24 protein-coding genes are annotated in these 23,240 nt (G+C 43.8%); 14 read left to right on the top strand and 10 right to left on the bottom strand.

Features of this window, described 5'->3' with window-relative positions; translation table 11 throughout:
- Positions 1 to 55 precede the first annotated feature (55 nt).
- The 5 genes from leuA to ACED59_RS14165 all read left to right on the top strand — a co-directional run bounded on the left by leuA (position 56) and on the right by ACED59_RS14165 (position 5,878).
- On the top strand, positions 56 to 1,603 hold the full coding sequence (gene leuA / locus ACED59_RS14185) for a 2-isopropylmalate synthase (RefSeq protein WP_009847816.1): 1,548 nt from the start codon (positions 56 to 58) through the stop codon (positions 1,601 to 1,603).
- Positions 1,604 to 1,700: 97 nt separating this feature from the next.
- The gene (gene leuB, locus ACED59_RS14180; protein WP_017098917.1) at positions 1,701 to 2,792 is read left to right on the top strand and encodes a 3-isopropylmalate dehydrogenase; all 1,092 of its coding nucleotides are present in this window, start codon (positions 1,701 to 1,703) and stop codon (positions 2,790 to 2,792) included.
- A 117-nt stretch (positions 2,793 to 2,909) separates the two neighbouring features.
- Positions 2,910 to 4,322 carry a 3-isopropylmalate dehydratase large subunit gene (gene leuC, locus ACED59_RS14175; protein ID WP_017098916.1) on the top strand — a complete coding sequence of 471 codons (1,413 nt, stop codon included), beginning with the start codon at positions 2,910 to 2,912 and terminating at the stop codon, positions 4,320 to 4,322.
- Positions 4,323 to 4,336: 14 nt separating this feature from the next.
- Complete coding sequence (gene leuD / locus ACED59_RS14170; protein WP_017098915.1) at positions 4,337 to 4,939, top strand: 3-isopropylmalate dehydratase small subunit; 603 nt, start codon at positions 4,337 to 4,339, stop codon at positions 4,937 to 4,939.
- 156 nt (positions 4,940 to 5,095) lie between these two features.
- Entirely contained in the window at positions 5,096 to 5,878 is a 783-nt protein-coding gene (locus ACED59_RS14165; protein ID WP_029224049.1) for a DUF547 domain-containing protein, read from the top strand.
- 100 nt (positions 5,879 to 5,978) lie between these two features.
- Here ACED59_RS14165 and ACED59_RS14160 read toward each other — a convergent pair whose 3' ends face one another.
- Together ACED59_RS14160 and djlA are read right to left on the bottom strand one after the other, a co-directional pair.
- Positions 5,979 to 6,524: a DUF924 family protein gene (locus ACED59_RS14160; RefSeq protein ID WP_371705010.1), complete on the bottom strand. Its 546-nt coding sequence runs from the start codon at positions 6,522 to 6,524 to the stop codon at positions 5,979 to 5,981.
- Between the two features lie 58 nt (positions 6,525 to 6,582).
- Entirely contained in the window at positions 6,583 to 7,437 is an 855-nt protein-coding gene (gene djlA, locus ACED59_RS14155) for a co-chaperone DjlA (protein WP_017098912.1), read from the bottom strand.
- A gap of 149 nt (positions 7,438 to 7,586) precedes the next feature.
- On the opposite strand from djlA, the gene lptD reads away from it, so the two are divergent.
- From lptD to ACED59_RS14125, 6 genes are all read left to right on the top strand, one after another.
- Positions 7,587 to 9,935, top strand: a complete 2,349-nt coding sequence (gene lptD / locus ACED59_RS14150) for an LPS assembly protein LptD (protein ID WP_017098911.1) — start codon at positions 7,587 to 7,589, stop codon at positions 9,933 to 9,935.
- A gap of 43 nt (positions 9,936 to 9,978) precedes the next feature.
- A complete protein-coding gene (gene surA / locus ACED59_RS14145; protein WP_017098910.1) occupies positions 9,979 to 11,274 on the top strand; it encodes a peptidylprolyl isomerase SurA in 1,296 nt (431 codons plus the stop codon).
- Positions 11,264 to 12,253: a 4-hydroxythreonine-4-phosphate dehydrogenase PdxA gene (gene pdxA, locus ACED59_RS14140; RefSeq protein ID WP_032499971.1), complete on the top strand. Its 990-nt coding sequence runs from the start codon at positions 11,264 to 11,266 to the stop codon at positions 12,251 to 12,253. Before surA ends, pdxA begins: the two co-directional genes overlap by 11 nt.
- On the top strand, positions 12,250 to 13,065 hold the full coding sequence (rsmA, locus tag ACED59_RS14135) for a 16S rRNA (adenine(1518)-N(6)/adenine(1519)-N(6))-dimethyltransferase RsmA (RefSeq protein WP_017098908.1): 816 nt from the start codon (positions 12,250 to 12,252) through the stop codon (positions 13,063 to 13,065). The genes pdxA and rsmA overlap by 4 nt, the downstream gene beginning before the upstream one ends.
- An 81-nt stretch (positions 13,066 to 13,146) precedes the next feature.
- Positions 13,147 to 13,527, top strand: a complete 381-nt coding sequence (gene apaG, locus ACED59_RS14130; RefSeq protein WP_017098907.1) for a Co2+/Mg2+ efflux protein ApaG — start codon at positions 13,147 to 13,149, stop codon at positions 13,525 to 13,527.
- Positions 13,528 to 13,558: 31 nt separating this feature from the next.
- The gene (locus ACED59_RS14125; protein WP_017098906.1) at positions 13,559 to 14,362 is read left to right on the top strand and encodes a symmetrical bis(5'-nucleosyl)-tetraphosphatase; all 804 of its coding nucleotides are present in this window, start codon (positions 13,559 to 13,561) and stop codon (positions 14,360 to 14,362) included.
- A gap of 122 nt (positions 14,363 to 14,484) precedes the next feature.
- Here the strand turns inward: ACED59_RS14125 and folA are convergent, their stop codons facing one another.
- From folA to rplU, 6 genes are all read right to left on the bottom strand, one after another.
- The gene (gene folA / locus ACED59_RS14120) at positions 14,485 to 14,964 is read right to left on the bottom strand and encodes a type 3 dihydrofolate reductase (RefSeq protein ID WP_009847829.1); all 480 of its coding nucleotides are present in this window, start codon (positions 14,962 to 14,964) and stop codon (positions 14,485 to 14,487) included.
- 40 nt (positions 14,965 to 15,004) lie between these two features.
- Positions 15,005 to 15,478 (bottom strand): threonine/serine exporter family protein, encoded by a 474-nt coding sequence (locus ACED59_RS14115; RefSeq protein ID WP_009847830.1) that lies wholly within the window; start codon positions 15,476 to 15,478, stop codon positions 15,005 to 15,007.
- Entirely contained in the window at positions 15,478 to 16,245 is a 768-nt protein-coding gene (locus tag ACED59_RS14110; protein ID WP_004735903.1) for a threonine/serine exporter ThrE family protein, read from the bottom strand. The genes ACED59_RS14115 and ACED59_RS14110 overlap by 1 nt, the downstream gene beginning before the upstream one ends.
- A gap of 169 nt (positions 16,246 to 16,414) precedes the next feature.
- Positions 16,415 to 17,587, bottom strand: coding sequence for an Obg family GTPase CgtA (gene cgtA / locus ACED59_RS14105; protein ID WP_009847831.1), 1,173 nt, complete (start codon positions 17,585 to 17,587; stop codon positions 16,415 to 16,417).
- A 322-nt stretch (positions 17,588 to 17,909) separates the two neighbouring features.
- A complete protein-coding gene (gene rpmA, locus ACED59_RS14100) occupies positions 17,910 to 18,167 on the bottom strand; it encodes a 50S ribosomal protein L27 (RefSeq protein ID WP_004735905.1) in 258 nt (85 codons plus the stop codon).
- A gap of 19 nt (positions 18,168 to 18,186) precedes the next feature.
- Positions 18,187 to 18,498 carry a 50S ribosomal protein L21 gene (rplU, locus tag ACED59_RS14095; RefSeq protein WP_004740823.1) on the bottom strand — a complete coding sequence of 104 codons (312 nt, stop codon included), beginning with the start codon at positions 18,496 to 18,498 and terminating at the stop codon, positions 18,187 to 18,189.
- Between the two features lie 268 nt (positions 18,499 to 18,766).
- Here rplU and ispB point away from each other — a divergent pair, with 268 nt between their 5' ends.
- Positions 18,767 to 19,738, top strand: a complete 972-nt coding sequence (gene ispB, locus ACED59_RS14090; RefSeq protein WP_012603158.1) for an octaprenyl diphosphate synthase — start codon at positions 18,767 to 18,769, stop codon at positions 19,736 to 19,738.
- An 88-nt stretch (positions 19,739 to 19,826) separates the two neighbouring features.
- On the opposite strand, the gene ACED59_RS14085 is transcribed toward ispB, so the two are convergent.
- Together ACED59_RS14085 and mdh are read right to left on the bottom strand one after the other, a co-directional pair.
- Complete coding sequence (locus tag ACED59_RS14085) at positions 19,827 to 20,018, bottom strand: hypothetical protein (RefSeq protein WP_017098904.1); 192 nt, start codon at positions 20,016 to 20,018, stop codon at positions 19,827 to 19,829.
- Between the two features lie 129 nt (positions 20,019 to 20,147).
- On the bottom strand, positions 20,148 to 21,083 hold the full coding sequence (mdh, locus tag ACED59_RS14080; protein ID WP_009847834.1) for a malate dehydrogenase: 936 nt from the start codon (positions 21,081 to 21,083) through the stop codon (positions 20,148 to 20,150).
- 332 nt (positions 21,084 to 21,415) lie between these two features.
- On the opposite strand from mdh, the gene argR reads away from it, so the two are divergent.
- Complete coding sequence (gene argR / locus ACED59_RS14075) at positions 21,416 to 21,886, top strand: transcriptional regulator ArgR (protein ID WP_004735909.1); 471 nt, start codon at positions 21,416 to 21,418, stop codon at positions 21,884 to 21,886.
- A gap of 343 nt (positions 21,887 to 22,229) precedes the next feature.
- A complete protein-coding gene (locus ACED59_RS14070) occupies positions 22,230 to 23,198 on the top strand; it encodes a TAXI family TRAP transporter solute-binding subunit (protein ID WP_009847835.1) in 969 nt (322 codons plus the stop codon).
- Positions 23,199 to 23,240 lie beyond the last annotated feature (42 nt).

Below are 23,240 nucleotides of genomic sequence, written 5' to 3'. Positions count from 1 at the left end.
TTCTTAATAATAATTTGGATAGCAATCGATTCATTATCGATATAAGGAAGCACCCATGAACGATCAAGTAATAATTTTTGATACTACCTTACGTGACGGCGAGCAAGCATTGGCTGCAAGCCTTACGGTAAAAGAGAAGTTACAGATCGCTTATGCTCTTGAGAGACTGGGTGTAGATGTTATCGAAGCTGGCTTCCCTATCTCTTCTCCAGGTGATTTTGAGTCAGTACAAACCATCGCTAAGCACATCAAAGACAGCCGTATTTGTGCACTTTCTCGTGCCGTAGCGAAAGATATCGATGCCGCTGCAGAAGCGCTTAAAGTGGCTGACCAGTTCCGTATTCATACCTTCATCTCAACATCAACGGTTCACGTACAAGACAAATTACGCCGTAGCTACGATGACGTAGTGGAGATGGCAGTAAAAGCTGTCAAACATGCGCGTAACTATACCGATGATGTTGAATTCTCTTGTGAAGATGCCGGTCGTACCCCTATTGACAACCTATGTCGTATGGTTGAAGCCGCGATTAACGCAGGCGCTAAGACCATCAACATTCCAGACACGGTAGGCTATACAGTACCGAATGAGTTTGGTGGCATTATTAAAACGCTATTCGATCGCGTACCCAACATCGACCAAGCGATCATCTCTGTTCACTGTCACGATGACTTAGGTATGTCGGTTGCAAACTCAATTGCTGCTGTGCAAGCGGGCGCTCGCCAAATTGAAGGCACAATCAATGGTATTGGCGAACGTGCAGGTAACTGTTCTCTAGAAGAAATCGCAATGATCATCAAAACTCGTCAAGAGCTTTTGGGTGTTCATACCGGCTTGGATCACAAAGAGATTCACCGTACCAGTAAGTTGGTAAGCCAGCTTTGCCACATGCCAATTCAAGACAACAAAGCAATCGTCGGTGCTAACGCATTCAGCCACTCTTCAGGTATTCACCAAGATGGCATGCTTAAGAACAAGAACACTTACGAGATCATGACACCTGAGTCTATTGGTTTGAAAAACAAAGCCTTAAACCTAACAAGCCGTAGTGGTCGAGCGGCTGTTAAGAGCCATATGGACGCTATGGGTTATAAAGACAATGAGTACAACCTAGATTCATTGTATGAAGACTTCTTGAAGCTTGCAGACCGTAAAGGACAAGTGTTCGATTACGACCTAGAAGCATTAATGCACTTCGCGAATCTACGTGATGAAGATGACTTCTATAAACTTAACTACCTAAGCGTACAATCTGGTAGTGTTATGTCTACCACCAGCATCAAACTGCAATGTGGTGATGAAGAGAAATGCGAAGCGGCTGTCGGCAATGGCCCGGTTGATGCTTTATACCAATGTATCTACCGCTTAACAGGCTACGAAATCGCGTTGGATAAGTTCGACCTAACCGCAAAAGGTGAAGGCGAAGATGGCTTAGGTCAAGCTGACATCATTGCTAACTATAAAGGCCGTAAGTACCACGGTACGGGCGTTTCAACCGATATCGTTGAAGCTTCTGGTCAAGCGTTACTACACGTTATCAATAGCATTCAACGCGCAGACACCATTGCTGAAATGAAGCAGCAAAAATTCGCGACAGTTTAATACCCCAATAACAGAGCCCTAGAGTCGATGTTGTTGGCTTTAGGGACAAAATTTAAAACGAGCCAAAAAGCTCAGTAACAAGAATTAAAGGATTAACATGACAGATAAATCATACAAGATTGCCGTACTACCTGGTGATGGCATTGGCCCAGAAGTAATGCAGCAAGCACATAAAGTGCTAGACGCGATTGAAAAGAAGCACGCGATTAGCTTTTCTCGCGAAGAGTATGATGTTGGTGGTATCGCAATTGATAATCACGGCTGTCCACTTCCAGAAGCGACAGTAACGGGCTGTGAAGAATCTGACGCAGTACTATTTGGCTCGGTTGGCGGACCTAAGTGGGAACATCTCCCACCAAACGATCAACCAGAGCGTGGTGCCCTACTTCCTCTACGTAAACACTTCCAACTGTTCTGTAACCTACGTCCTGCACAAATCCACAAAGGTCTAGAGTCTTTCTCTCCTTTGCGTGCTGACATCTCAGGTAACGGCTTCGATATCGTTGTAGTTCGTGAACTAACAGGCGGCATCTACTTCGGCCAACCTAAAGGTCGTGAAGGCGAAGGCGCAACTGAGAAAGCTTTTGATACAGAGGTTTATCACCGTTACGAGATCGAACGTATTGCAAAGATTGCGTTTGAATCTGCACGTCTACGTAACAAAAACGTTTACTCAATCGACAAAGCAAACGTTCTGCAGAGCTCTATCTTATGGCGTGAAGTGGTTGAAGAAATCGCAAAAGATTACCCAGATGTCACGCTAAACCACATGTACATCGACAACGCGACCATGCAGCTAATCAAAGACCCATCTCAGTTTGACGTAATGCTATGTTCAAACATCTTCGGTGACATCATCTCTGATGAGTGCGCAATGATCACGGGTTCTATGGGTATGCTTCCTTCTGCAAGCTTGAACGAAAGTAACTTCGGCCTATACGAACCTGCAGGTGGCAGCGCTCCAGATATCGCAGGTAAGAACATTGCGAACCCAGTCGCGCAAATTCTTTCGGCAGCGCTAATGCTTCGTTACAGCCTAGGCGAAGAAGCGGCAGCGCAAGACATCGAAACAGCGGTCTCTAAAGCACTTTCTGCAGGCGAGCTAACTGCAGACCTTGCAGGCAAGAACCAAGCGCTGACTACCTCAGAAATGGGTGACAAGATCGCTGAGTACATCTTAGCTTCATAAGCTAGATGCTTAGATTAAAAGCAAGTACATAAGAATAATATCAAGCCAAGTCAGCTTAGACAGTATGACTTGGCTAGAAACAAACACTGGGACTGATGCTCCCAAGGAAGAAAAGCTATGTCGACAAACCAGCAAGCAAAAACCTTATACGAAAAAGTTTATGACGCTCACGTTGCGGTTGCAGCGAAGGGCGAAACGCCAATTCTTTATATCGATCGCCACTTAGTCCACGAAGTAACGTCGCCACAAGCCTTTGACGGTCTGCGTGAAAAAGGCCGTAAAGTTCGCCAAGTAGGCAAAACTTTTGCGACCATGGATCACAACGTATCGACGCAAACTAAAGACATCAACGCTTCTGGTGAGATGGCTCGTATCCAAATGGAAACGCTATCGAAGAACTGTGAAGAGTTTGGTGTCACGCTTTACGATCTAAACCACAAATACCAAGGTATTGTGCACGTAATGGGTCCTGAGCTAGGTATTACGCTACCGGGTATGACCATCGTATGTGGTGACTCGCACACGGCTACACACGGTGCATTTGGTTCACTAGCATTCGGTATCGGTACTTCAGAAGTTGAGCACGTTCTAGCCACTCAAACGCTAAAACAAGCTCGCGCAAAAACCATGAAGATCGAAGTAAAAGGCAAGGTTGCTCCGGGCATCACAGCAAAAGACATCGTGCTAGCAATCATCGGTAAAACAACGGCTGCTGGCGGTACTGGGTACGTGGTTGAATTCTGTGGTGAGGCAATTACCGACCTTACGATGGAAGGTCGTATGACAGTATGTAACATGGCAATCGAGCTAGGTGCGAAAGCGGGTCTAATTGCCCCTGATGCAACGACATACGAATACATCAAAGGTCGTAAGTTCTCTCCACAAGGCCAAGACTTAGAAGCGGCAATCGAATACTGGGACACATTGAAAACCGATGCTGATGCAGAATTCGATGCGGTTGTTACACTAGAAGCAGCAGACATCAAACCGCAAGTTACTTGGGGCACTAACCCAGGTCAGGTTATTTCGGTAGACACACCAATCCCTGCACCAGAAAGCTTTGCAGATCCTGTTGAAAAAACTTCAGCAGAAAAGGCTCTGGCGTACATGGGCCTTGAAGCGGGTAAATCTCTATCGGATTACAACGTCGATAAAGTCTTCGTAGGTTCTTGTACTAACTCGCGTATAGAAGACATGCGTGCAGCTGCAGCAGTAGCGAAAGGCCGCCAAGTAGCGAAACATGTTCAAGCATTAATCGTTCCGGGTTCTGAGCAAGTAAAAGCACAAGCTGAAGCTGAAGGCCTAGATAAGATCTTTATCGAAGCAGGCTTTGAATGGCGCCTACCGGGTTGCTCTATGTGTCTTGCAATGAACAACGACCGTTTAGGTCCACAAGAGCGCTGTGCTTCTACATCAAACCGTAACTTTGAAGGTCGCCAAGGCCGTGATGGTCGTACGCACCTAGTTAGCCCAGCAATGGCAGCCGCAGCAGCAATCGCTGGTCACTTTGTCGATATTCGTGAACTTTAATTAGAGGATTTAACATGTCAGGTTTTCAACAACACACCGGATTAGTCGTTCCTCTAGATACGGCCAACATCGATACTGATGCGATCATTCCAAAGCAGTTTCTACAGAAAGTGAACCGTATCGGTTTTGGTAAGCACTTGTTCCACGACTGGCGCTTCCTTGATGATGCAGGCCAACAGCCAAACCCTGAGTTTGTAATGAACGCACCCCGCTATAAAGGCGCTTCAATTCTACTGGCTCGTGAAAACTTTGGTTGCGGTTCATCTCGTGAACATGCACCGTGGGCGCTTGCCGATTACGGTATTCAAGTGATGATCGCGCCAAGCTTTGCCGATATTTTCTACGGTAACTCGATCAACAACCAGATGGTGCCAGTTCGTCTGACAGAACAGGAAGTCGATGAACTATTCCAGTTCGTTGAGGCAAACGAAGGCGCTGAGATCGACGTTGATTTAGAAGCAATGAAAGTCAGTGCGAATGGAAAAGAATACTCGTTTGAGATTGATGAGTTCCGTCGTCACTGTTTGCTGAATGGCCTAGATAACATCGGCCTAACTCTTCAACACGCCGATAAGATTTCAGAGTTTGAAGCTAAGATTCCTAGCTTCCTGAAATAATGAGACGTTTCTGAATAAATCCAAAGGTTGGCCAAGTGCCAACCTTTTTTATTTGGCTAAGCTTTTAACTTAACTTCATATGTTTATTTAAATGAAGAGCAATGAAAGAAAATGGTAAGCCTTAAGGTCTTAGTAGTCAGTCATCAGGAGAATGCCATGAAACAACTACTTTTTATTGTCAGCCTACTTTTCTCAACCTTAGCTTGGTCTGCGCCTAAATCCGATCTTTGGCCATACTGGAATCAAAGCAACGAAACCAATCTAGAACAGGTATCTCATCAAGATTGGCAACAATTCCTCGATAACTATTTAGTAAAACAAGGTCAGCACACCTTAGTTAGATATCAAACGGTGAGTTCTTCAGACAAAACCAAACTGAAGCAGTACATAAGCCGACTTGAACAGATTGACCCACTCTACTATCCAAAAGCGGAACAGTATGCCTATTGGGTTAATCTATATAACGCCGTGACTGTCGATTTGATTCTTGATGCCTACCCGATCAAATCCATCACTAAACTTGGCGGACTATTTAGTTTTGGGCCATGGGGAGATGATGTCGTCGTCGTTAACGGGAAGTCACTGACACTCAATGACATTGAACATCGAATTTTAAGACCGATTTGGCAAGATCCGCGCACTCATTATGCGGTGAATTGTGCGAGTTTGGGTTGCCCTAACTTACAACTTCAAGCATTTACGACTGACAACACCGAGACTCTACTAGAACAAGCAGCCTCTGAGTTTGTTAATAGTGACAAAGGTGTGTGGGTTAAAGGTAATAAGCTCCAACTATCATCGATTTACGAATGGTTTGCTGTGGATTTTGGTACAGAGAAACAGCTCATTCAGCACTTAGACCAATATCGAACTCAACCTATCACGAATACTCACAAAATCAGCTATGACTATAATTGGTCACTTAACCAAGCGAACTAGTTTTAACATTAAAGCTCATGAATGAAGCTAAACAAAAAGAGGCTAGAGGTTTTTATTAACCACTTGCCTCTTTTTTATCTATTGAACCGTATTTCTACAATTAAAAGCTTGAACCCGGTTGCTGCAAGAACTCAGCCTCTTCAGGAGTCGAAGCTCTACCTAACACCTCATTACGGTGAGGGTAGCGACTAAAACGCTCAATAATGACCTTATGCTTAAACTCAAAATCCAAGTTATTCTCTAAGCCTGTCTGGGAAAAAAGCATCACAGCCTGTTCGTGCATCAGCAAAGACTCACTGTGCATATAAGGCATATACAGGAAGCTTTTTTGTTGCTCGTTAAGCTTGTGATCAAAACCACCCGCTACCGCCTCTTGGGCTAGAGCCAACGCCATTGGGTCAGCCGAAAAAGCTGTCGGACTGTTTCTGCCAATATTTCTAGAAAACTGATCAAGCACGATAATCTCTGCCAAGCGCCCTTGTGCGTTTTGTCGCCATTCAAATAGCTCACCTTGGATAACTGCTTTGTGCAGTTCAGCAAAACGAGATTCTATTAAAGCATCAATTTCTTCGCCGCCAGTAAACCAGTCTTTTGGCGTCAATTCATCGAACCAAAACTCTAGAACATCCTGATACGTTACCGTCATATAATTCCCTTTAATAAAAAACCGAATCATTTAATAGTATGACTCGGTCTATGTTCGATTACTTAAAACCTTTTACTTTCTTTATCAGATCATAAGCATTCTGAATTTCTTGCGATTTTTCTTTCGCGACATTCATCATTTCTGGTGGCAAACCCTTCGCCATCAGTTTATCTGGGTGATGCTCATTCATCAGCTTGCGGTAAGCTTTCTTCACCTCTTTACCGTCGGCACTTTCACTCACACCGAGAACTTTAAACGCATCGGCCAGTTGGTTTTGTTGCGAAGCCTGTTGCCAACCCGATGATTGCCCATGCCCTTGATGGCCACCAAAGCTTCCACCCTGCTGTTGAAAACGGAATGCAGCTTCTTGCATCTGCAAACGACGCTCTAGTTGCTCTGCTGAAAAGCCAAGGCCTTGCGCTATCTTATGCAAAACCTGACGTTCACTAGGGTGCAAACTTCCATCAGCAAATGCAGCAGATACTTGTAGCTCTAAAAAAAACTGCAGGAGATCAAAACGGCCACCCGATGAGATCTTCACACGCTCAAGCACATCGCTTAACGGGAAGTCACTCTCCTTGCCGCCACGGAAAGCATCTTGAGCCGCTTTACGTTGTTCGCCATGCAGGTTCATACGCTCCATCATTGTAGAAGCGAGCTGAATCTCTTCTGGTGTAACCTGCCCCTTAGCTTTAGCAACGTGTCCCATAACCGCAAAAGCAGATTTGAAAAACTCGTTTTGTCTTTCAGCTTGGCTTGGACCTCGGCCAAAACCAGAGCTATTGAAGCCCGATTGGTTCAATCGGCGAGCTTTATCGAACTGGTGCCCTAAAAATAGGCCAAAAACTAAACCGAGCGGCCCCCCAAATAAAAAACCAAAAAAAGCGCCCAAAATTTTGCCAAATATTTGCATTATGTGTTCTCTATCTATGAATTTTGTCTGAGTAATGCTGTCTGATGATGCTGAATGCTAATATTTCCTTTATCATAAGGAAAATGCTTTATTAATTGGATTGATACTAGATCAACCCTTCATCTAGTGACACAGGATAGTTCAACTTCATGCAATCTTTTTCCCGCACCTTGTTAGCCGCGTCTATAAGTACGGCATTATACGTATCGACAACTCAAGCTGAAACAATCACAGATAGTAGTGTGCAGGAAATGCCCTCTATAGATCAATGCTTGATCGAGCCCGCTGCAGAAAACGAGACACAACTTCCCGCTCATGTTGAGTCCGATCGCTTAGAGGCTATCAATGGTGACAAGGCAATCTACTCAGGTGATGTAAGAGTTACCCAAGGAAACAAAACCATCCTTGCCGACAATGTAACGCTTCACCAACAAGAAAATATCGTTGTAGCTGAAGGCAACGTAAACTTTAGCGATGGTCAAATAAAGTCAGTGGCAGACAGAGCCACTAACAATCTGACCACCGATGAAATGACGCTCGAAAATACCGATTATGAGTTCCTCTGTGAGCAAGGGCGAGGAGATGCGGTTTACATCGCAAAAACCGGAAAAGCGGTTTATGAGATTGAAGATGGCTCAATCACCTCTTGCCCTATCGGCGACAATGCATGGCGACTAAGAGCGTCAAGTATCGATGTCGACCAAAATGAAGAAGAGGCTACGTTCTACAACCCAAGGTTTGAAATTCAGAGCGTCCCTGTTTTTTATCTGCCGTACTTAACCGTTCCGATTGGTGATACGCGTAAAACAGGCTTCTTATATCCAACGGTATCATATGGCTCAAGTGATGGTTTTGAATTTGAGATCCCTGTTTATTGGAATTTGGCACCAGAGTATGACCTCAAAACCACTTTTAAGCACATGAAAGAGCGTGGTACTCAGCTTAACAGTGAATTTAGATATTTAAGCGATTTTGGTTCCGGGATGATTAAGTCTGAATACTTGCCTGATGACAAAAAATACCCAGAGAAAGGCAAACGTTGGGGGGCTCAACTTAATCACTCAGGAATATTCCAAGAATCTTGGTTGTTTGAAATTGATTACTCAAAAGTTGGCGATATCGAGTACTTCACAGATGTCAACGGAAGCGGCATTGGTAACCGTGAAGATGGCCAGCTTCTTCAAGAAGGGCAGGCTACATACCGTTCTCAAAATTGGGATGCGTCTGTACTTGTGCGAGATTTTCAGGTCCTCACAAATACGACAAACAACCTTCCATACCGCCTGCTCCCACAGCTGGAATATAACTATTATGCCCCGGAGGTAATGGAGTATTTAGATTTCGACTTGGTCAGCCATGTGTCTCTGTTTGATACAGATGCAAAAGGGAAACCATCGGCAACTCGTATTCACGTTGAGCCGGGAATTACAATTCCAGTAGGCAACACTTGGGGTACTTGGACCACAGAAGCCCGACTTCTTGGTACTTACTACCAACAAGATCTTGATGGTGTTGATACCACAAGTGACAAATATAAAGATTTAGAAAAGTCAGTAAGTCGAGTTGTCCCAGAATTTAGGAGTCATGCTGGTATCGTTTTAGAAAGAGATACCAAGGTTATTGGTAACTACACTCAAACTCTAGAACCCCAAGTTCAATACCTGTATGTACCAAAAGAAGATCAAAACAACATTGGTCTTTACGATACGACACTTCTGCAGACTGATTATTATGGCCTGTTTAGAAGCCGTAAATACAGTGGTGTAGACCGTATCGCTGCAGCTAACCAAGTAAGCTACGGTGCATCATCTCGTTTCTTTGATGATGAGTATAAAGAGCGACTCAATGTGTCGTTTGGACAGATCTTTTATATCGACAAAGATACGAAACAACATCTAACACTTGATACTAAAGATAAGAACTCGAATTACTCATCTTGGGCTGTAGAAGTCGACTTTAATTACGACGACTACCTGTTTTATCATGGTGGGGTTCAGTACGACATCGATACCACAGCAATGCAACTAGCCAACAGCACCATTGAGTACCGTTTTTCTGGTGGTTATATCCAAACCAACTACCGCTACGTAACCAAAGAGTATATCGAAGACACTGTTGATTTTAATGTTGGATCGATTACTAAAGATGGTATATCTCAAGCAGGATTACTCGGAGCCTACCAGATTTCACGTAAGTGGAGTGCCAGCGCTCAGTACTTCTATGATTTAACAACCGAAGAGAACCTTGAGTGGTTAGCTAAACTCAATTACAAGTCCGATTGTTGGTATATCGGCTTCACCTATAGTAACCAATTGCGTAGATGGGAAGGTGATTACATCAACACATCGAATGCGACACCAGTATACGAGAAAAACTTTGGCTTTAACTTCGGTATTGTTGGCTTTGGTACCAACATAGGCTCAAACTCAAGCGAAGTAAGTGAAACAAGCTCAAGTAACGCACTCAGCTATGGTCGCCCATTCTTCTTAAACAACTAATTTTCTTTATTGATAACACATCGGTAAATATAAAGGATTACACATGACATTGTGGAAACGCACATTAATAGCTATCGCAGCGGCTTGTACTTTATCAACAAGCTATGCCGCACCAGTTGAACTCGATAGCGTAAAAGTAATCGTCAACGAGGGCGTGATCTTACAAAGTGACATTGATACTTCAATGAAAACACTGCGCGCAAACGCGAAGAAAAGCGGACAAACATTACCATCACAAGATGTATTGAATGAGCAAGTTCTAGAAAAACTGATCATCGATACAATTCAGACCCAAGAAGCGGAACGTATTGGGGTTCGAATTGATGATGCTCGACTGGATCAAGCGATTGAAGGCATTGCCAAAGATAACAACCAAACAGTACAACAACTTACCGCATCGGTTGCGGAAGAAGGCCTTAGCTACAACGCATTTCGTGAGCAAGTGAGAAAAGAGATTGCTGCAAGTGAAGCTCGTAATGCCTTGGTTCGCCGTCGTATTAATATCCTTCCTGCAGAAGTCGACAACCTAGCGGACATCTTAGCGCAAGAAACCAATGCGACGGTTCAATACAAAATTGGCCACATCCAACTTCGATTCAATGATGACCAAACCAAAGAAGAATTAGAAGCACAAGCGACAGATTTAGTGGAAGAGCTAAACAACGGCAAAGACTTCAGCACCATGGCTTATACTTACTCTAAAGGCCCTAAAGCACTACAAGGTGGTGATTGGGGTTGGATGCGTAAAGAAGAGATGCCTACGATTTTTGCAGATCAAATAAAAATGCAGAACAAAGGCAGCATCATCGGCCCTTTCCGAAGTGGTGTTGGCTTTCATATTCTAAAAATTGAAGACGTAAAAGGTTTGGAAACCGTTGCAGTTACCGAAGTTAATGCACGTCATATTTTGATTAAGCCAACGGTTATCTTGAGTGATGACGGTGCGAAAGAGCAGCTTGAAGAAATCACGCGTCGTGTAAACGCAGGTGAAGCGAGCTTTGGTGATCTTGCACAGCAATACAGCCAAGATCCAGGTTCAGCAGTACAAGATGGTGAGTTAGGCTACCAAACTCCAGATTTATACGTTCCTGAGTTCAAACACCAAGTAGAAACGCTACCTGAAGGTAAGATCAGTGCGCCATTCAAAACCGTTCACGGTTGGCACATTGTTGAAGTACTAGACCGTCGCGAAGTAGACCGTACCGATTCAGCATTGAAAAACAAAGCTTATCAAATTCTATTTAACCGTAAGTTCAACGAAGAAGTCGGTGCTTGGCTGCAAGAAATAAGAGCTAGCGCCTTTGTTGAAGTGGTTGAGGATGACCAAGATGACAACTAAACGCCTTGTCATTACGGCAGGTGAACCCGCGGGAATTGGGCCAGATTTAACTCTAGCGCTATCTCAAGAAAGCTGGCCACATCAGCTCGTCGTTTGTGCGGACAAAACCCTACTAGCAGAGCGAGCTGAAATGTTAGGGATTGAGGTTGAGCTGTTGGACTACGACTCAACCGCGCCCAAGCAACCTCAACGCTCTGGAACATTGGTTGTGAAACATGTTCCACTCTCTGAAGTTGCCGTTGCGGGTCAACTTAATGAAGCGAACGGCCACTACGTATTAAATACACTAGAAACCGCAGCAATTGGCTGTATGAATGATGAATTTGATGCTATTGTCACCGGCCCTGTTCATAAGGGTGTAATTAACCGAGCTGGCGTTGCTTTTAGCGGCCATACCGAGTTTTTTGCAGAGAAGTCCAACACACCGCTCGTGGTGATGATGTTGGCAACAGAAGGGCTGCGTGTTGCTCTAGTAACAACGCACATCCCGCTAGCTTATGTATCTCAAGCAGTGACCGAAGACAGATTAGAGCAAATCATTACTATTCTGCATAAAGACTTGGTTGAAAAATTTGCTATTGAGAAACCAACTATCTACGTGTGTGGTTTGAATCCACATGCTGGTGAAGATGGTTGTTTGGGTCGTGAAGAGATAGAAACTATCACCCCTACGCTAGAAAAAATTCGCCAGAAAGATGGTATTAATTTAGTTGGCCCATTGCCAGCAGACACCATCTTTAATGAAAAATATTTGCAAGATGCAGATGCTGTTTTAGGTATGTATCACGACCAAGTACTCCCAGTATTGAAATACAAAGGGTTTGGTCGCTCAGTGAACATCACGCTTGGCTTACCGTTTATTCGCACATCAGTCGATCACGGTACCGCCTTAGACTTGGCAGGGAAAGGCCAAGCCGATACAGGGAGCTTTAGAACAGCGCTCACGCACGCCATTGAATTAGTAGAGAAAAAGCAATGAGAAATGATGTCCACTTAGGGCACAAAGCGCGTAAACGTTTTGGTCAAAACTTCCTTAACGATCCATATATTATTGATGGAATCGTATCGAGTATTAACCCACTACCAGGCCAGAACTTAGTAGAAATCGGCCCTGGTCTTGGTGCGATTACTGAGCCTGTTGGCAAGCTTGTCGACAAGTTCACAGTAATTGAACTGGATAGAGATCTTGCTGAACGTCTGCGTAATCACCCTGATCTTTCTGAAAAGTTAACGATCTATGAGGGCGATGCAATGAAGTTCGATTTCGAACAACTTGTTAAGCCAAACAACAAGCTGCGTATCTTCGGTAACTTGCCATACAACATCTCTACACCATTGATGTTCCACCTTTTTGAGTTCCATAAAGACGTGCAAGACATGCACTTTATGCTTCAAAAAGAAGTCGTTAACCGATTAGCAGCGGGTCCTGGTACTAAAGCTTACGGTCGTCTAACGGTTATGGCTCAATATTACTGTAAAGTCACTCCTGTTTTAGAAGTGCCACCAACAGCATTTGTTCCACCACCGAAAGTAGACTCTGCAGTCGTTCGCCTTCAGCCTTATGAAGTACTGCCTTACCCGGCAAAAGATCTTAAGTGGTTAGATCGCGTATGTCGCGAAGGCTTTAACCAGCGTCGTAAAACAGTACGTAACTGCTACAAGAGCCTAATCGACAAGGAAGTGCTTGAAGAGCTAGGTGTAAACCCTGGCATGCGCCCTGAGAACCTGACGCTCGAACAGTTTGTCGATATGGCGAACTGGTTGCACGACAGTCACAACGCTGATAAATAATCGAAAAAGGCTCCTACACTTCGGTGAGGAGCCTATTTTTTATGTAATACTTAAAGCATACCAACAACAAAAGGTGCGAATATGGATATATCTACGCCTTGTATCAAATGCCAAGTTCATTCTAAATATATTGAAGAACAATCAGAGCCATCTAAGAGTCGCTACGTTTTCGCTTACATCATTACCATCAAAAATCTAAGTAAAACAACGGTACAACTTATGTCTCGCCGCTGGTTGATTACCGACTCTAACGGTAAACAACTCACCATAGAAGGTGATGGCGTGGTTGGACAGCAGCCTGTAATTGAAGCCAATGACGAATACACATATACCAGCGGTACGGTCATCGAAACCCCTGTGGGTGTTATGCAAGGTCACTATGTGATGACCGATCATAAAGGCATTGATTTCATAACAGAAGTCGACCCATTTAGACTGGCTATCCCCAATATCCTTAACTAGTACGCATCTCTACCACTTACAGGAAAATACTGTGTCGAATTATATTGTCGGAGACATTCAAGGATGCTTCGACGAGCTTCAGTTACTGCTTGAAACCATCAACTTTGATAAACAACAAGATACTTTATGGGTCGCCGGAGACTTAGTTGCTCGTGGCCCTAAATCCTTAGAGACGTTACGTTTTGTTCGTAACCTTGGCAGTTCAGCGAAGGTGGTATTGGGTAACCATGATTTACATCTACTTGCTGTATCCTTAGGCCTCTTTTCAGCCAAACCAAAAGACAAGACTCAACCAATTCTTGATGCTGAAGACCGTGACCAATTGCTGGAATGGTTAAGACAACAACCCTTGATGCAAGAACACCCTGAGTTTGTCATGACACATGCGGGCATCTCACCTCAATGGGACTTAGAACAAGCACGTACAGAGAATCGAGAGATAACGTCATTACTGAAATCGGACCGTTGGCAGTGGCTTATTGAGAACATGTACAGCAACACGCCAGATCTCTGGAACAACGAGTTGCAAGACATCGAACGTTATCGCTATGCGATCAATAGCCTGACAAGAATGCGCTTCTGTTTTGAAGATGGCCGACTCGACATGGCATGTAAGCTACCACCGAATGAAATTACCGATGAACCACTAGTGCCATGGTTTGACCTTCCGCAACGCATAAAGCTCGATAAAACCGTTGTTTTTGGACACTGGGCTGCGCTTGAAGGCTATAACGGAAAAGATGTAATTGGACTTGATACTGGGTGTGTGTGGGGGGGAGACTTGACGATACTTCGCTGGGAAGACAAACAGTTTTTCACTCAAAAAGCGCTATAGAAACACGAGATACGAGATACGAGATACGAGATACGAGATACGAGATACGAGATACGAGAAGCTTGCGCTAGCTGGGCACAGTAACGCAAGCATTTTCAGAGCCTAACGCTTAATAACCACCGTTAACGCTCGAGAACCACAAACTCCATATTGTGCTTGTTTTTCTCATCCGCCTGATAAGTATCATTAAAGCTCTGCTTCCAACCTTCTCCCCAGTCTGGGAATTGAGTATCACCATCCACATCAAAATCGATATAAGTCAGGTATAACTTGTTCGCTTTTGGTAAGCAGCTTTCATAGATTGAACCGCCACCGATGATCATCACTTCATCAACATCACTAACCAGCTCTAGTGCTTTTTCAATCGAAGTTACCGTCGTGACGCCTCCGATTTCTAAACTCTCGTCGCGGCTGATTACAACGTTCAGCCTCCCCGGTAAAGGACGTCCAATTGAATCGTAAGTCTTACGTCCCATCACGACAGGTTTACCCATAGTTGAACGTTTAAACCATGCGAAATCTGCAGGTAAATGCCAAGGCATCTGATTGTCTTTACCAATTACACGGTTGTTCGCCATTGCCGCTATCATGCTGATGATCATAAATCGAAAGTCCTGTCCTTACTTGAAAATGAAGTTGAAGCTAGACGATAGGTCTACGACGGTAGAATAACAGCCCAGGCACTGCTAAGCCAACCGCAAGCCCTGCGATAATGAACATCGATTTCAAAAAGTTCTCCATCAACAATGCCAATAGTTCTGGGTTGTATCCTGCTCGGTTAATCTCAACCATGGCAATCATCGCCTTAAAGGCAAACACGCCAGGGACCATCGGAATCAAGGCTGCAACCGTAAATACTTTCGGGTGTGCTAACAATTTATGCGACCAATGCACCCCTATCATGCCGACCAATGTAGCAGCAAAGAACGTCGCCCATTCAATGGGAATGCCGAAATGCATCATTAAGTAACGGCTACCGTGGCCAATGGATCCTCCGAGAGCACAATAGATCAACGCTCGTTGCGGGACGTTAAACACCAATGCAAAACCAACCGCAGGAATCGCAGCAAAAAACATGTCGTTGAGTAACCCAACAAAAAGTTCAAAAATAGTCATTAGTTCACCCAGCCCCATACGTCAGATAGGCTCATCGCTGCGACAATACCTAAGCTTGTAGCCAACGTTAATAAACTAGCCATGGTGAAGCGTGCGAGACCCATATTAATGTGGCCTTTAAGCATATCTGCTACGGAGTTAATCAAAGGAAAACCGGGCACTAGCATCAATACTGACGAAGCCATCACGATAGTGGGTTGACCACCAATATTGTAGAGCACTGCCTGAGCTGAAATGGTGGTGGTGACAAAAGCGGTAATAGCGAAATTTAATAACGGATTGAAATGGCGATGACCAATCTCTTGTCTCACGATCATACCGCAAGCCGAAGCTATAAACGTCATCATAAAGACATGCCAATCTCCGCCAGCAAGACGGCTAAAAGAAGCACACGATAGCCCTATCATTACGACAACTAACCAACGGTTGTAGCGTTCGGGACTGATCCCTTGGATCTTCTTATAAGCTAAATCATAATCAAGAATCCCTTTCTCCATCATGATACACACACGTTGAATCTCGGTTATCACCTGCATATTAATGCCACGATCAGCGCAACTTCGAGTCGTCGTTATGCAATGATCATCCATTACTGTTGTCACAACCAATGCATTGGCTGACAGTGCAACTTCAACCTCATTCACCCCACAAGCAATACCGATACGGCGCATTATGTCACCGACCAATGTGCTCTCGGCGCCATGAGCTAATAACATTTGTCCTGATTGAGCGACTAACCTTGAGATCGCTCTTTGTTTTGATGCCATGATTTCCTTCCCATAGGCGTTAATTATCTAAAGATAAATTTTGCATAAAAAACAGCAAGACGTCATGATTTAGATACAAAAAAACCGCAATTTTCATTGCGGTTTAATAAAACTATCAGCGTATCTTAGAAAAAGCGACCAAAGTGCTTATAAGAAACTACGAGGATTATTAATCACGAACATAGATAACATGACCGTCATCTTCTTCGTCATCCCAATCATCCCAGTCGTCGTCATCTTCAGTAACGACATTCTTACCGGCCATCGCATCTTTATGGTAGTCATCCCACATAAAGTTAACTTTTTCTTCTTCTTCAATTGCTTCAACTTCACGAGGTAGGTTCTCCATGAACTCACCCAGTTTAAAGCAAAGATCTTTGGTACCGATCTTGTTTACAGCAGAGATCTTGAAGTACTCGCCTTCCCAACCCAAAGCTTCGACGATTTCTTGAATCTTTTCGTCAGCTTCTTCTTCAGGCATTAGGTCAACTTTATTGAACACTAACCAACGAGGTTTCTGTGCAACTTTCTCACTGTATTGCTCAAGCTCATCGATGATCGTCAGTGCATTCTGAATAGGATCAGAACCATCGATCGGCAAAATATCGATCATATGCAGAAGAACGCGACAACGCTCAAGGTGCTTCAAGAAACGAATACCAAGACCAGCGCCATCAGCTGCGCCTTCGATCAAGCCAGGGATATCGGCAACAACGAAGCTCTTCTCAGGAACAACACTTACCACACCTAAGCTAGGGATTAGCGTCGTAAACGGGTAATCAGCCACTTTTGGTTTCGCAGCAGATACTGAGCGAATAAACGTAGATTTACCAGCGTTTGGCAAGCCAAGCATACCAACATCCGCTAATAGAAGAAGCTCTAAACGCAGTTCGCGAACTTCACCTTTAGTACCCATTGTCTTTTGACGAGGAGCACGGTTAACCGACGACTTAAAACGCGTGTTACCAAGACCGTGCCAACCACCTTTACCAACCATTACTTTTTTGCCATGTTCAGCAACTTCAGCAACGATTTCATTAGTGTGGATATCAACAGCACGAGTACCTACAGGTACTTTCATGGTCATATCTTTACCACGTTTACCCGTACAGTTACCACCGCGGCCATTTTCGCCACGCTCTGCATTGTAAAAACGTTGGAAACGGTAATCGATCAGTGTGTTTAAGTTCTCATCCGCTTGGATGTAAACATCACCGCCATCACCGCCATCACCGCCGTCAGGACCACCTTTAGCGACGAATTTTTCGCGCCAAAAGCTTACTGTACCATTACCGCCATCACCGGCTTCTATTTTTACTGATGCTTCATCAACGAATTTCATTTTTTAACTCCGCACTTACGTTGCGTTACCACTCATCAAGGAGTGATATAAATTCTAGCAGATCCGTGTTTAGATCGATCACCTAAGATCTAGATCGATCTGCAACCAAGGAACAAATAAGGAGAGGTTCTTTGCTTTCTGTTTCTTAAAAAACAAACGGCTTCTCAAAACTAAACTGCTTATCAAACACCAAATTGCTTCTCAAACTAAAGCCAGAGCGTCTACTTTTTTATTCTCGCTATAAATAAAAAACCCTGCCGAATCGGCAGGGCTTTTGAATTCAGCTTGAAAGCTAGTATAAATAATCTAATAAAAGATTAAATTACTCAGCTTCGATGCTTACAAACTTACGGTTTTTAGGACCTTTTACTGCAAATTTCACTTTACCTTCAGTAAGAGCGAAAAGAGTATGGTCTTTACCGATGCCAACGTTTGTGCCAGCGTGGAACTTAGTACCACGTTGACGAACGATGATGTTACCTGCAAGAACAGATTCACCACCAAAACGCTTAACACCAAGACGTTTGCTTTCTGAATCGCGGCCGTTATTAGTAGAACCGCCAGCTTTTTTATGTGCCATTGTTAAACTCTCCTAATACTTAAGCGTTAATGCCAGTGATTTTCACTTCTGTGAACCACTGACGGTGACCAGCTTGCTTACGCGAGTGCTTACGACGACGGAACTTAACGATTTTTACTTTATCGCCACGACCGTGTTGTACTACTTCTGCAGTAACCTTGCCACCTTCAACAAGAGGTGCACCAACAGCGATTTCTTCGCCGTTAGCAACAAGAAGAACTTTATCAAATTCTACAGTTGCACCAGTTTCAACGTCTAATTTCTCTAAACGAAGTGTTTGACCTTCGCTTACTCGGTGTTGTTTGCCACCAGATTGGAAAACAGCGTACATATTTTACTCCGCTTTTTCCGCACAGCCTATGGTTGTTAATTCTACAACTCGGGTGTGCGCTAAACTAATCAATAGGGCGCAGATTCTACGGGAATCATGCCGCTATGACAAGCCATATTTTTAAAATATTGGCGAAAACATGTTCGCCAAAGAAAAGTGCGGCAATGATGCCTTTAAGTGATGTATTAATCAACGTTTTTTAGTGTATTATTCAACAATTAAATACAACGTATAAGCCTTACAGGGTCTAACTTCAGCCGGATGAACAATGGATTTTAAAGCTATCCAAACGCTTACTGCCAATGATATGGCAAAAGTGAATGAAACAATTCAAGCCCAACTTAATTCTGACGTAAGTTTAATCAACCAGCTTGGTTTTTATATCGTTAGCGGTGGTGGCAAACGCCTACGCCCTTTGCTTGCTCTTTTATCAGCTCGTGCACTTGGTTACCAAGGTGAAGCTCACATCACCTCAGCCGCTTTTATCGAGTTTATTCACACAGCGACCCTTCTCCATGATGATGTCGTCGATGAGTCGGACATGAGACGCGGCAAAGCGACAGCCAATGCTGCTTTTGGTAATGCAGCTAGCGTTTTGGTTGGTGATTTTATTTACACCCGCTCATTCCAGATGATGACGACGCTTGGATCTTTAAGGATCCTTGAGCTAATGAGCGAATCAGTAAATGTGATTGCCGAGGGTGAAGTTCAACAATTGATGAACTGTAACAACCCAGACACCACAGAAGAAAGCTACATGCAGGTGATCTATTCAAAGACCGCTCGTTTGTTTGAAGCCGCAACCCAAATCGGCGCAATTCTTACAGAGTCTTCACCTGAGATCGAAACTGCGATGCAAAACTACGGTAAGTACCTAGGAACAGCATTCCAGCTTATTGATGATGTGATGGACTACACCGCTGATGGTAAAGAGATGGGTAAAAATGTTGGTGATGACTTAGCAGAAGGCAAACCGACGTTACCATTACTTTACGCTATGCATAATGGCTCGCCAGACCAAGCAAGCATGATTCGTGAAGCGATTGAAAAAGCCAATGGTATGGAACGTCTCGACGACATCATGTCTGTCATGAAAGAGACCGGCTCGTTAGAGTACACGACCAATAAAGCCTATGAAGAAGCTGATAAAGCTATTGCTGAGCTTTCTATTCTTCCTGAGTCAGAATACAAGCAGGCTTTAACTACGCTAGCTCACCTTGCAGTAAAACGTAGCAAGTAAATAGAAGCTAAGTAGTAAATAGACAGCTATATAATAAAAAAGAGCCTGTTGGCTCTTTTTTTGATCCTGCTAGATAATACTCTGGGTCTCAATAACGACTCGATTCTAACGATAGAGGTAGTTGCGCTTCGATCTCTTCAAGTTCTACCAACGGAACTGCATATTGCTTATGACTATTATAAGACTCAAACAACGCGAACTGCTCTTGCTCATCGATAACCAATATCTTGCCCAAGCGACCTAGATAGTTAACATTCATCCCTTTTTGTACTCTAGTCATCGTTCAATACCCTAATTCTTCGTGGTTAGAAAAAGATTACGAGTGGATTGAATACAAGGATCAAAAAAGCCGATCGCAATGATCGGCTTTCGTTAACTGTCGTTTTAGCAGAGTTCAGTTATCTATCGCTTATTTAGCGAATTCAACACCAATCTCAATATCGCCATTTAGCGTTTCTAGCATGCTGTCTAGTGCATTGCGTTCGAAGTCGCTCAGTTCACCGTAGCTAAGAATCGCTTCAGCGCCTTCTTTGCCAAGTTTAACTGGTTGTGCGAAGAATGGTGCGTGCTCGCCTTCACCTTCAACGTAGGCACACTCAATCACGTTCTCTTCGCCTTGAAGTGCTTTCACTAGAGCAAGACCGAAGCGACAAGCCGCTTGACCCATAGATAGGGTCGCACTACCGCCACCCGCTTTAGCTTCTACTACTTCAGTACCCGCGTTTTGGATGCGAGTTGTTAGCGCTGCGATTTCTTCGTCAGTAAACTCAACACCTTCAACTTGAGAAAGCAGAGGAAGGATCGTTACACCTGAGTGACCACCGATAACAGGAACACGAATGTCGCCTGGATCTTTATCTTTCAGCTCAGCAACGAACGTTTCAGAACGAATGACATCAAGAGTAGTAATACCGAATAAACGACGCTTGTCGTAAACGCCCGCTTTCTTAAGTACTTCAGCAGCGATTGGCACTGTTGTATTTACTGGGTTAGTAATGATACCAACACAAGCAGTAGGACAAGTAACGGCAATTTTTTCAGCTAGAGACTTAACAATGCCAGCGTTCACATTGAAAAGATCCGCACGATCCATACCAGGTTTACGAGCAACACCCGCAGAAATAAGCACAACATCCGCACCTTCAAGTGCTGGAGTTGGATCTTCACCCGCGTAACCTTTGATCGAAACAGGCGTTGGGATATGGCTAAGATCGGCAGCAACCCCCGGGGTTACCGGAGCGATGTCGTAAAGTGCAAGATCTGAACCAGCAGGCAGGCGGTTCTTTAGTAGTAGGGCTAGGGCTTGACCGATGCCACCAGCGGCACCAATAACAGCTACTTTCATTGTTATTCTCCTTGAGAGCTTTCTCTTATAGATTCTTTGTAGGGTAATTCTTGAGCTAAATTTAAGTTAAAAAACTATATTAATCACAAAGTGATTACAATCAATTAACGCTAGCTTTGCGACTTCGCGCAAGTCAATAAAACCGTGCTACACAGCAAGTTCGCATTATGGCGATAATCATTTGAAATGACAAAACAACTCGTCTTAAATAACACATTATCCTATTAAATTTTTACAGTGATATGACTAACAAATTACCGTGATATTTTGGCGAGAACTGAATATGTATGCGAGAATATGCAAACATCTTTGTTAATGAATAAGAATGACATATGCGCAATACAGAAAAACAAGACAACTTAGTTCGAGCTTTTAAATCACTACTAAAAGAAGAACGTTTTGGTTCGCAAGGCGAGATTGTCGATGCCCTGAAGCATGAAGGCTTTGAAAGTATCAACCAATCTAAAGTTTCGCGTATGTTAACTAAGTTTGGCGCCGTGCGAACACGCAATGCAAAAATGGAGATGGTTTATTGTCTTCCTGCTGAACTTGGTGTTCCGACGGTTTCGAGCTCTTTAAGAGAGTTAGTGTTAGATATTGATCACAACAATGCATTGGTTGTGATACACACTGGCCCTGGTGCCGCGCAGCTTATTGCTCGCTTATTAGATTCATTAGGTAAGTCAGAAGGCATACTGGGGGTAGTTGCTGGAGATGATACTATCTTCATTACTCCAACCTTATCAGTTACCACTAAGCAACTGTTCGATTCTGTATGCGAACTGTTTGAATACGCAGGATAATTGCTCACAGTTTCATAACTATCAGCCATTACTATTGGATCACAAACACCTATTTAGTTCGTGATCCAAATCACATCCTAAGATATCTATCCCGCCTCTCCCAAAAATCACTAACTCATTGATTTTAAAAAACTCAATAGCAAATCAAACACGAGATCCAACCGTCATTTGTTAGATTTTTTCGCTATATCTTTTAACATTTGAGTAATTTTCTGCCAATTTTTGATATTATTCAGCCACTTTTTCATCACATGGATTGAAAAAGGTGCCGTTTCCAAATAGGAAACTCCAGAAACGACTACACTTGTTTCAGGGTTAATAATGAATAAAGGAAGGGAAATTCATGGCATTTACCAAACTGATTAAAGTTGGGGCTATTGCAGCTGCTGTAATGGGCGCTGGCGCAGTTAACGCTCAAGAGTTCATCACAATTGGTACTGGTTCAGTAACGGGTGTTTATTACCCGACTGGTGGTGCAATTTGTAAGCTAGTGAACAAAGGCCGTAAAGACCACAACATTCGTTGTTCTGTCGAGTCTACTGGCGGTTCAATCTACAACGTTAATACCATCCGTGCTGGTGAACTAGATTTCGGTGTTGTTCAATCGGACTGGCAATACCACGGCTACAACGGTACAAGTAAGTTCAAAGACCAAGGCGAATACAAGAAACTTCGTGCTATGTTCTCTCTACATACAGAACCGTTCAACATCATCGCTCGCACCGATGCAGGTATTAACAATGTTTCAGACCTAGCTGGTAAGCGTGTCAACATTGGTAACCCGGGTTCTGGCGACCGTGCAACGATGGGTGTTGTAATGGACTCTATGGGCTGGACTAACGATAGCTTCAAGCTTGCTTCTGAACTGAAAGGTTCTGAGCGTTCACAAGCACTTTGTGATAACAAGATTGATGCATTCATCTACATGGTTGGTCACCCGAACGGATCAATTAAAGAAGCGACAACGTCTTGTGATGCAAAACTGGTTTCTGCAACAGGTCCACAGATCGACAAGATCGTAGCTGAAAACCCATACTACGCATACAGCACAGTACCTGCTGGTATGTACCGCGGTACAGATGCTGACGTAAATAGCTTTGGTGTTGCTGCAACTATGGTAACAACTTCAGACGTTTCAGATGAAGTAGCATACAACGTTGCTAAAGCAGTATTTGAAAACTTCGCAACATTCAAACGTCTGCACCCAGCATTTGCTAACCTGAAAAAAGAAGACATGGTTAAAGCGGGTATCTCTATCCCTCTTCACCCAGGTGCCGCAAAATACTACAAAGAAGTAGGTCTTCTAAAGTAACTCTACTTTAAGCCTACTAAACCAATAAGGAGGCTAGTCCTC

The sequence above is a fragment of the Vibrio sp. FF266 genome, from assembly GCF_041439695.1.
In the GTDB taxonomy this organism is placed as follows: domain Bacteria; phylum Pseudomonadota; class Gammaproteobacteria; order Enterobacterales; family Vibrionaceae; genus Vibrio; species Vibrio tasmaniensis_A.
This window is presented reverse-complemented; position numbering and strand designations above follow the sequence as displayed.